This is a genomic window from Deinococcus depolymerans, assembly GCF_039522025.1.
Taxonomy (GTDB): domain Bacteria; phylum Deinococcota; class Deinococci; order Deinococcales; family Deinococcaceae; genus Deinococcus; species Deinococcus depolymerans.
In genome coordinates, this window is the sequence record NZ_BAAADB010000026.1 from 1 (window position 1) to 8884 (window position 8884).

At 63.3% G+C, this 8884-nt stretch carries 6 protein-coding genes and 1 pseudogene; 1 reads left to right on the forward strand and 6 read right to left on the reverse strand.

Annotated features, from left to right (window positions below; all coding sequences use genetic code 11):
• The first annotated feature begins 211 nt into the window (after window positions 1-211).
• A pseudogene (locus ABDZ66_RS12365) lies at window positions 212-832 on the forward strand (IS630 family transposase).
• A 63-nt stretch (window positions 833-895) separates the two neighbouring features.
• On the opposite strand, the gene ABDZ66_RS12370 reads toward ABDZ66_RS12365, so the two are convergent.
• The 6 genes from ABDZ66_RS12370 to ABDZ66_RS12395 form a co-directional block, all read right to left on the reverse strand.
• Complete coding sequence (locus tag ABDZ66_RS12370) at window positions 896-1504, reverse strand: OmpA/MotB family protein (RefSeq protein ID WP_343759348.1); 609 nt, start codon at window positions 1502-1504, stop codon at window positions 896-898.
• Window positions 1505-1509: 5 nt separating this feature from the next.
• Complete coding sequence (locus ABDZ66_RS12375; RefSeq protein ID WP_343759350.1) at window positions 1510-3198, reverse strand: hypothetical protein; 1689 nt, start codon at window positions 3196-3198, stop codon at window positions 1510-1512.
• Complete coding sequence (locus tag ABDZ66_RS12380; protein WP_343759352.1) at window positions 3191-6343, reverse strand: tubulin-like doman-containing protein; 3153 nt, start codon at window positions 6341-6343, stop codon at window positions 3191-3193. Before ABDZ66_RS12380 ends, ABDZ66_RS12375 begins: the two co-directional genes overlap by 8 nt.
• An 8-nt stretch (window positions 6344-6351) precedes the next feature.
• Window positions 6352-6660, reverse strand: a complete 309-nt coding sequence (locus ABDZ66_RS12385) for a hypothetical protein (protein ID WP_343759354.1) — start codon at window positions 6658-6660, stop codon at window positions 6352-6354.
• A 10-nt stretch (window positions 6661-6670) separates the two neighbouring features.
• Window positions 6671-7996, reverse strand: coding sequence for a hypothetical protein (locus ABDZ66_RS12390; RefSeq protein WP_343759356.1), 1326 nt, complete (start codon window positions 7994-7996; stop codon window positions 6671-6673).
• 340 nt (window positions 7997-8336) lie between these two features.
• On the reverse strand, window positions 8337-8849 hold the full coding sequence (locus ABDZ66_RS12395; RefSeq protein ID WP_343759358.1) for a tyrosine-type recombinase/integrase: 513 nt from the start codon (window positions 8847-8849) through the stop codon (window positions 8337-8339).
• Window positions 8850-8884 lie beyond the last annotated feature (35 nt).

The following is an 8884-nucleotide window of genomic DNA, read 5'->3' on the forward strand; positions in this document are numbered from 1 at the left end:
CTGGACAGGCGGGGTTCTGACAGACGAAACTCTCGAGTGGGAGCTCTTTTGACACGTCCGGGGATAGGCCCCGGACGCTCCCATTTCAGTGGTGTCGGGCATAGTTCCAGCCAACTACCCCTAATTTACCGTCGTAGAAAAAAACGTCCTCAAACCATGGCAGGTCGAGAGTTGGTGTGTCGCTCAGGTAGGCGCAGACTTCGTGTGGCGGATGGAGGCCGTACTGGACACCTACGCCCTGCCCTACGATGCCCGTCGGCCGGTGATCTGCTTCGACGAGAAGTCCTACCAGATGCTCGATCATGTGCGCGATCCGCTGCCACCCGTGCCGGGTATCCCGGCACGGGTCGATCATGAATACAAGCGCTGCGGCACGGTGAATTTCTTCGTCGCCTTCGAACCGCTGATGGGTCAGCGCACCGTGACGGTCACGGAACGGCGAGGCGACGCCGAGTTCGCGGAGCAGCTCCAGGCGCTGGACGTGCGGTATGCGGCAGCGGACAGGATCGTGCTGGTGCTGGATCAGCTGTCGACGCACAGTCCGGCCGCGCTGTATCAGTACCTCCCGGCTGAGGAGGCGCGTCGGCTGAGCTGACGCTTCGAGTGGGTGTACACGCCCAAACATGCGTCGTGGCTCAACATGGCGGAACTGGAGTGGTCAGTCCTGCAACGACAGTATCTGGGGCAGCGCTTGGCTAGTGTGGATGCCGTCGAAGCGGAGTTGCTGGCGTGGGAAACCGACCGCAATGCGCGGTCGGTGCGGGCGAATTGGCAGTTCTCGATATCGGCGGCACGGGACAAGCTCAAACGTCACTACCGCTGCGATGAATAGCCATCGTCATGCTTGTGGTCATCCACTACCCGGCCGTCAACACTGCCGTCAATCGTCCGAGCGTCACTTCGCGGCTGCAATACAAGGGCTCGGGAGGGCGTCGTTGGAGACGAATTCCAGGAGCAGTTCCACCCGTTCGTTTTCTGGATTGTCTGGGCGCTTCTTGTCTACCGGAGCCTGCCCGGCGCGTCCAGCAACCGCGAGGTGATACGGACGGATCCGGCCGATGTTCGCGAGAACCTTCGCAACCTGCGCGGCCCGCGCGGCCGACAGCTCCCACTCGTCGGCCTGACCCTGAATAGGTTTGGTGTGTCCCTCAACGCGGATGCGGCGCCATTCGGGAGACCGACAAATAATCCGCGCAAACTTTGCGAGAACCGCACGGCCCGGCTCGGTCAGCGTGGATGTGCCTGGTTGAAATAGGGTTTCGTTCTGAAACACCCAGCGTTGTGCGCCGGGTGGGTCGAGTCGGGTGGTGTTGCTCGGCCCGAGCGGGCGGGGCAGGTCGCGCTGTACGGCGGCCCGAACAAGTTTCTGCGCGTCTTTATACCGCACTTCCTCCCACCCGGCGCGTCCGATCAAGATGGTGGCAACGACAAAGAAGACAAGGATCAACGCGAGGTTGAGCATCAGGTCAGAAAATGCGATAAAGGGATTGAGATCGTCGTCCATGCAGTTCAGGGCCTCATGGTTCCGGCAGTCCGGGACGTGCGGGCGCTGAGCATGATCTTCTCAAGGCTCTTGAGGGTCGTGTTACCCTTGCCGACTTCATAACTGAGCTGCTGGAGGGACGTATCGATGGTGTTGGGCAGCGTCTTGAGGATGTCGTGCAATTGGGTAAACTGCCCGGCGGCGTCGCTGTTCTGCCCGTGGAGGCCATGGAGCCGTTCGAGGATTGGCGGGAGGATCTGCAGCACCTCAAGCATCCTGCTGCTCTGCTCATTTTGTCCTGCCAGAGCCTGCTTGACGTCGTCGAATTTGGTGGCCTCGCTTGCGAGGGTCTGGACGGCCTGCACGACCGCCGTCCATTCCTCTTTGGGCAACAGACGGGGGTCGAGGCGGTCGGAAAGAGCCTGCATGGCGTCGGCAACCTGCCCGAGCTTGCGGGCGACCTCGTTTGTTTCTTGCTGGTGTTTGGCCAGGACGCTATCCATCCGCTCGCCGAGGGTTCCGAAGCCGCTTTTCATGGTGTTGATCACGCCGAGCGTTTCTTGCGTGTAGGTCTTGCCCGCTGTGTCGAACTTCGTCAGGGTGTCCTGGAGATTGTTCTGGAGCCCTCCAAGGCGGTTCACAAGGGTAAGATTGCTGTCCATCACGCGTCGTCCGACGTCGTCGATGCCGTCGAGCTGTTTTCCGGCGAGGGTCATCAGGTTCTCGTGGGAGTCGCGGAGCATCGTCTGAACATCGGTGAACGCCCGCCCGAGATCCTGCTGGGCACTTCTGAGGACGCCGACACCGTCGCCGATCTGTTTTGCACCTTCGACGATCCGCTGCGACGTTTCCTGGACGTTTGTGGTGACAGTGACGAGACTTCGGGTCACCTGCTCGGCGACGCCACTGAGTTTAGTGGTGGACGTGTCAAGATTGCTGCTAGCCTTCGTGAGGACCGTCTGGAAATTCTCGCTGGCGGTTTTCATCTCCTCGGAGACGCTCTGCATAAAGTCGCGGCTTTCCCGCAGCAGCTGCTGGAGATCTTCCAACTGCGCCGCCTGACTCGACGGCAACGCATACGCCGCAATGGACAGGACGGCTTCCTGAGCGCTGTGCGCGACGCGAGCAGCGAAGGTCGTGACGTACAGCACGAAGATATTGCTGATCACGGCAAGCAGCACGCCAATCACGGTAAACGTGAAGGTCCCTTTCATCTGCGAGAGCGTGCTCGAGAGTGAGGTGGTGAGGGTACGTGGATCGGTGGTGCTGGCCGCCGCTTTGAGCGGGCCGGCGAGGGTGCCGATGCTGAGGCTGAGCCCGATGACAGTGGCAAAGAGCCCGAGGAGAAACAGCATGTTCGGAAGGGACCGCAGCGGCGCGACGACCGTGAGCAGCGGGGCCTGGGCGAGCCGGACCACTTCGTGCACGTCGGGGTTTTGGAGCCGCCGCAGACGCCGCGTCCACTTCACCGCCTGGCCCGCCGCGCCGGTGAACTGCTTTTCCCAGAGGGTGAGCTTGGCGTCCACGTCCCCGCGGGTATCGCGTTCGGCGTCCAAGAGCGTTATGAGTCTGGTCAGTTTGGCCTGTTCGTGCCGCAGGGTCATAAAGGTGCGGATGAGCATCGTAGCGGTGATGGCGACCGCGGCAGCCAGGACCGCCGCCAGGAAGGGATGGGTCAGCAGAGTGCGGAAGATGTCTTGGATGAGGTCAGGCATAGACGTTGTGGCTCGGGTCGACGTAACACTTCCAGGCATTACGGGCGGCGTCGCGTTCGTTGTGGCCGATCACGCCGCCGCATTTGCGGCAATAGTACCCGTCGCGGTCGTATTCGCCGCCGCCCACCTTGGCGCTGCCGGCGCAACGAAACAGCACCTCACGGCTGGCCTGCGAGGGCAGGCGTTTGCCCAGGTACGCCTCGTAGAGCCGCTCGTCGCGGGCACTGAAGCGTTCGATCAGCTCACCGATCTTCTCGGTGTCCCAGCCTTCGATGGCACTGAAACCGCCACCCTGAAGACTGGTTTCAAGCTGGTCAAGGAAGGCGCGGTATCCGTCGCTACCACGCGAAAGCACCTGGGCGTGCACGCGGTTGTGCATCTCCTGCAGCGCGCCTTGCAGGGATTTATTCTGCAGGTCGCGTTCTTCGCGTGCGAGGAAGCTGGACGCGCCGTAGAAGTCGAGCGGCAGACGACGTTCGGTGGTGTCGCCGATGGCGTTGGGCGTCCAAGAGAAGGCCAGCACGCCTCCGCGCGGTTCAAGCAGCCTGAGCAGCACACCGGTCGCCACCAGCTCCTCGGCGAGTTCGAGTTTCTCGCGGAATGCGGCGGTCAGGCCCGTCCAGAACACGTCATTCCGGGTGTAGAAGTTGGGGATGTCCTGGTTGATGGCCTCGGCGATACCCCCCTGACTGAGAATCTGCACGGCCCCGCGGAGAGGAAAGCGGTAGGTCTCCTCAAGCAGCACCGCGCGGTACCCGTCGGGGGATTCGTCATGGCGGAGGTTTCCGACGCCCGCCTCGACAAGACGGGCGAACTGCTCGTGGCTTTCCTTCCCGCCGCGGGGCAGCAGCAGCACCTTGCGGCCGGCGACCGGCGACCGGTTGCCCTGCTCGGCCAGGGCCCGGTCCACGTTAAGGAAGGGACGCGCGAGCTTGACAACGGCGCGGGTTTCGTCGTCCCTGTTGGGCAGCCTCACCCAGCGTTCGAGGACATCCTCGTTGGCAAGCCGTTTGAACGGCTCCACCGCCTCGTTCTCGAGAACGTCAAGCACTTCATCGGGCAAAAAGCGTTTGGTCGTCGAAGAGCTGGGCATGCTGTCGACCCAGAGGCCTTCACGTTCGGCGAGCAGCGCGTCAGGCAGACGGCCGTCGGCGATGGCGGTCATTTCTGACCAGGCGCGCAGCAGTTCACGCGCTTTCTGATCACGCCCCTGTGTCCACTCGGCCACGTAGTCGCGCTGCATCGCCCACTGCTCCAGGCAGTGACGGTACTCGCCATCAACGGTGTCCGTGTCGAAGATGACGCGGCCGTTGATCTGCGGACGGGTGCCCTGCTGACGGCTGACGTTTTCGGTGAGGCGGTCAATCTCCTGGTTGAGGCGGCCGCGCAGGTTGGTCAGTCGGGACTGCAGGCGGCGCAGCTGGTGGTTGAGGCGGGTCAGCACACCCGCTTCGGCGGGACGGCCCGGCTCGCCCGGCTGGTCAAGCATCACCAGCAGCGCCAGTTGATCGAGGCGGGCGCTGACTTCCTTGTGCAGTTCCTGCTCCACCTGTTTGAGGACATGGTCCATCGCCTTGCGTTTCACCTGGGTGAAGCTCAAGACGCTGCTGCGGCGGTACTGGTCGGCGCGGCGCATCAGGTCGTCGACGGCGCCACCGCTGGCCGCGGCGGGCGTGTGCTTGCGGAGCTCCTCGGTGAGTTCGTTGGCTTTACCGAGCACCTGCAGCATCACGCCTGGTCCCTCGTAGAAGTCCATCAGGCGTTGACGGACCTCACCTTTGATGCGTTCGCTGATCTGGAGCGCCGCGCGTGACTTGGCGTTGAGCAGGGTGGTGTACGCCTTGCCGCCGCGGCTGAGGTGCTGCCTCAGGGCGGCCAGGTCCTGATGGGCTTCAGTGGGGTTGTTGCGCAGCTTCGAGACAACCTGGGAGACGAGGCGGCGGGTCTCGGCCTGCAGGTCTCCGCCGTCGGCGGCCTGCAGGACACTCTTGGTCATCTGCTCGCGGGTAAAGCCGAGATCCTTGACACGGCGCTTGAGCACCTCATCTTCGACGGTGCGGCTCACCCATTGTTGCAGGGTGTACGAGAGCAGCTGGTCGCGGCAGGCTTCCATGATGCGCTGCACGGGATACTCGAGGCTGGCGAGCCCGAAGGTGTTGAACACGTGCGCGTGATGGTCGCGGTCAGCGTAGATGGTGGCGTCGACGCCCTTGGCAAAAGGATCGGTGTCGGGGGAGAAGACGTTCAGAAACACGCGGTCAGCGACGGCGCGGTTGAGTTCCTGCTCACCGTCCGAGCCGACCCGGGTAGGCATCACGATGAAGGGCATGTCGTACGGGTAGCGCTGTGGGTTCGCCTCGTACGCGTCGGGAAACCGAACCGGACGCTCGGGATAGCGATTGTTGAGGTAGTAATGGTTGAGTTCAGACAGGGCGGTAAAGGCGTTCTTTTTATGTTTGCTCGCGAGGCCCTCATCGGCAGCGCCCATGTCAGGGCGGGGCAGCGTGAAAATGCACAGGGAGCGTTCATTGACGCCGGTGAGCTTGTGCAGGAAGAAGCCAAAGTCGCTCGCGAGTCCGCTGCCGGTGCCGCCGCAGAGGGTGCCGACGACGAAGACGCGCACCTGACCACCGTGCGCGAATTCCAGCGGGAGGTCCTCGCCGCTAGGCAGGCGGCCGCGGCGGTCACGCGCGTCGGCTTCATTGAGCTGCCGCAGGCGGTCAAGGCGTTCTTTGACCATTGAGTGGACGGCGTCGTGGTTCGGATCGAACAGGAACGCGAGCCGTCCGACCATTCGGATGTTGCCGGCGCCCGCCTCAACCTGCAGGCCGGGCAGCTTTTCGAGGGTGCCGCGGTCCCACCATTTCTTGAGGTGGATTTTGGCGTCGTACGCGTCGGGATTCTCGAGGATCTGCGCGTACTGCTGAGAGGTGATGGTGAGGTTGCGAAAGTCCCGCGCAGGCAGGTAGCGCAGTTTGCTCTGCTCACCTGCGTTGGTTTCCACACAGAGAAATTCCACCCAGGGTGCCTGGGGAAGGCTGCCGATTTCCCAGGCAATGCGCTCGGCGATGCGGTCACAAATGCGGGCGCCGGTGCTTCCGAGGCCGATGACGAGGGTTTTGGTAACGCGTTGGGCGCTTTGCACGCTTGACCTCACTTCCTGGCCGGCAGCGCGAGGGACGCGGCGCCGGCGATGATAAGAACGAACACGGACAGGGCCACGACACGCACCCAATCGGCTGGCCAGAGCCAGAAGTACCCGAGGCCACCGCTGAGAACGACGACGATCAAAAGTGCGATCAGCATCGCGGCGGCGGCGCTGCGGGTGGGATTAGCGGGTTTGAAGTTGAGCTGCGCGACGGCCATGCTCAGCAACCACCACAGCAGCAGGAATCCGGCGAGGGAAGCGTAGAACTGCCAGTCGACAAGCGCGGCGGTCAGGGCATTGAGGTACGGTTGCATAGGTCCTCCGTCAGTCCACCGTCACGACGAGCGGTAACTCCACGGTTTCCGCGCCGTACAGGGAGTTGAATTCATGGGTGGCTTCGAAACGAGCGCTCACCTGCTGCCCGGCCTTGACTTCCCGGCCGCCCGGCGCGGCTTCACCTTCGACGATCAGGCCGAACGGCGCCAGCGGGACAATCCGGATGCCCTGCCGGGTCCGTTCGAGACGCGCGACCGCGACGTTGGGCAGATCACGGACGGAGCGGGGGACGACGAGCTGACGGGCGCCGCCGTGTTCATAGTTGGGTCCCACGATCTGCGCAACCTCGTCGCCGACGTTGATCCCCTCGAGGCTGAAGCTTGGTTCGGGCTCCCAGTCGCCTTCGGTCGGCCGTATGCGCAGCTGTTGACCGCGGCGGCTGCCGAGGACTTTCCATGCGCCCCAGCCGAGCGCGGCAAGTGCGACGAGCCCCAGCAGCGCCGGGATGGGACCGGGTCCAGGCGGTGGGAAGGGCGGCTCCTGACCAAGAGGGCTGCGCTGAGTCCTGCTGAAGCGATCGTTTGCCAGAGTGGCACCACTGAACGCCCTGGGCACCACCAACACGACGTCCATTAGTCGGTCCCGGTTGCCGCTCGGCTGGATGACAGTGTAAGGCAGCTGGACCGATGCGCCGGATGCCGCGGACGACGCGAGTCGGGTGAAGGAGGACAGTGCTGACTGGTAGGCGGGGTCGTCAGAACCCGCGGTGCGCTGCCCGCGCGGGGCGACGCTTGCGGCGTTGTTGACGAACAGCGTCATCACAGTGCTGCTGGCCCGGTTGCTCACGCTGGCCGCGAGCTCCGCGATGGCGCGTTCGGTGTCGTGGCCAGGCTGGGTATCGGGACGGGCGGTGAGAGGAAACAGGTCCCGGATGGGTTTTTCGCTGTTGAGGTCTTCAGCCGTGATGACTTTCGGCTCCGTCTGTTTCCAGACATTCATCTCCCATGCGGCGACCGAGAGGTGGTCACCAGGCACCAGCATGTTTTTGACGAGCTGCCACGCGAGCTCGCGCGCTGCGAGGGCAGCCGATGGATCCTGGGGGTAGTGACTGGTGCTGAACGCCAGCAGCAGGTGGACGTGCTGTTTGGTGAGGTCACCACCGCGGCGCTGGACGCTGTCGATGATTTCCTGCTGTAGTTTCGTTTCGGCCTTGGTGATGGTGCGTGGTTCTACCCTAGTCGATAGGGGGGTGGATTGAGCTGCGGCCGGTGCCGACGCCATGGGAAGCAGCAGGACGGAAAGCAGAAGGGCCGGCGTTAGGTATGACTTCTTTACCGACGTCAAAGGTGAACTTTTTAACCGTTGCCTCATCATTACCTTAGATTATAGTTCATACCGCCTCATGCTACTAAGAAATTTGTGTTGGTGAGGACGCAAATGCATTATGACCCTGATCCGTGCTGTGCAAGGATGCAACCCGCTCCGGACGTTCGCGTTGCCTGGATCTCGTTGACGCGACTCAGAGGTCCGGTCCTCTTGCACCTAGACTGGCACAATTGAGGAACGGGGAGCCCTGAGGCGTGGTCTGCACCCTGGAATCTGGACGGATTGAACTGTTTCCGCGCGCCGAAGCCGAGGTTCGTCTGAGCTTGGCTTTGAGTGCAGGCTAGCCCTGCGATAGCTCAATCACCTTCTCTCCGAGGTCCAGCTTCGCTCACCAGTTGGCGAGGGCATCCGGCAATGCCGTGTCGCTCCACTTCGCATAGACCCGGGTCGTGTCCAGGCTGGCGTGGCCGAGGTGGCGGGCGGCATGTTCGAGACTGCCGGTCTGGCGGACCAGGCGGGTGCCGGCGTAGTGCCGAAACGCGTGCCAGCCGCGGTATCGGGTGCTGGCCCGGGCGGCGATGACTTTCAGGCGTTGCCGGGCGGCGCTCTGGGTGCCGCCGATGACGGGGTCGGTGCGGGGGAGGGTCTGGAGTGACTGGATGAGGCTCCGGGTGAGGGCGACCCGACGGAGTTTGCCGCCTTTGCCGTGGCGGACGGTGAGCAGGCCGCCCTGGAGGTCCACGTCCGCCCACTGGAGGGTCAGAGCTTCTTCGATGCGCAGGCCAGCGTGGGCACAGAGGAGAATGAGCGCCTGATCGGGTAGTTGGCTGGAACTATGCCCGACACCACTGAAATGGGAGCGTCCGGGGCCTATCCCCGGACGTGTCAAAAGAGCTCCCACTCGAGAGTTTCGTCTGTCAGAACCCCGCCTGTCCA

What these genes read in the sequence shown, in the direction of transcription:
- ABDZ66_RS12370 (WP_343759348.1), bottom strand. Translation starts at nt 1,504, where the DNA reads ATGGACGACGATCTCAATCCCTTTATCGCATTTTCTGACCTGATGCTC.
- ABDZ66_RS12375 (WP_343759350.1), bottom strand. Translation starts at nt 3,198, where the DNA reads ATGCCTGACCTCATCCAAGACATCTTCCGCACTCTGCTGACCCATCCC.
- ABDZ66_RS12385 (WP_343759354.1), bottom strand. Translation starts at nt 6,660, where the DNA reads ATGCAACCGTACCTCAATGCCCTGACCGCCGCGCTTGTCGACTGGCAG.
- ABDZ66_RS12390 (WP_343759356.1), bottom strand. Translation starts at nt 7,996, where the DNA reads ATGATGAGGCAACGGTTAAAAAGTTCACCTTTGACGTCGGTAAAGAAG.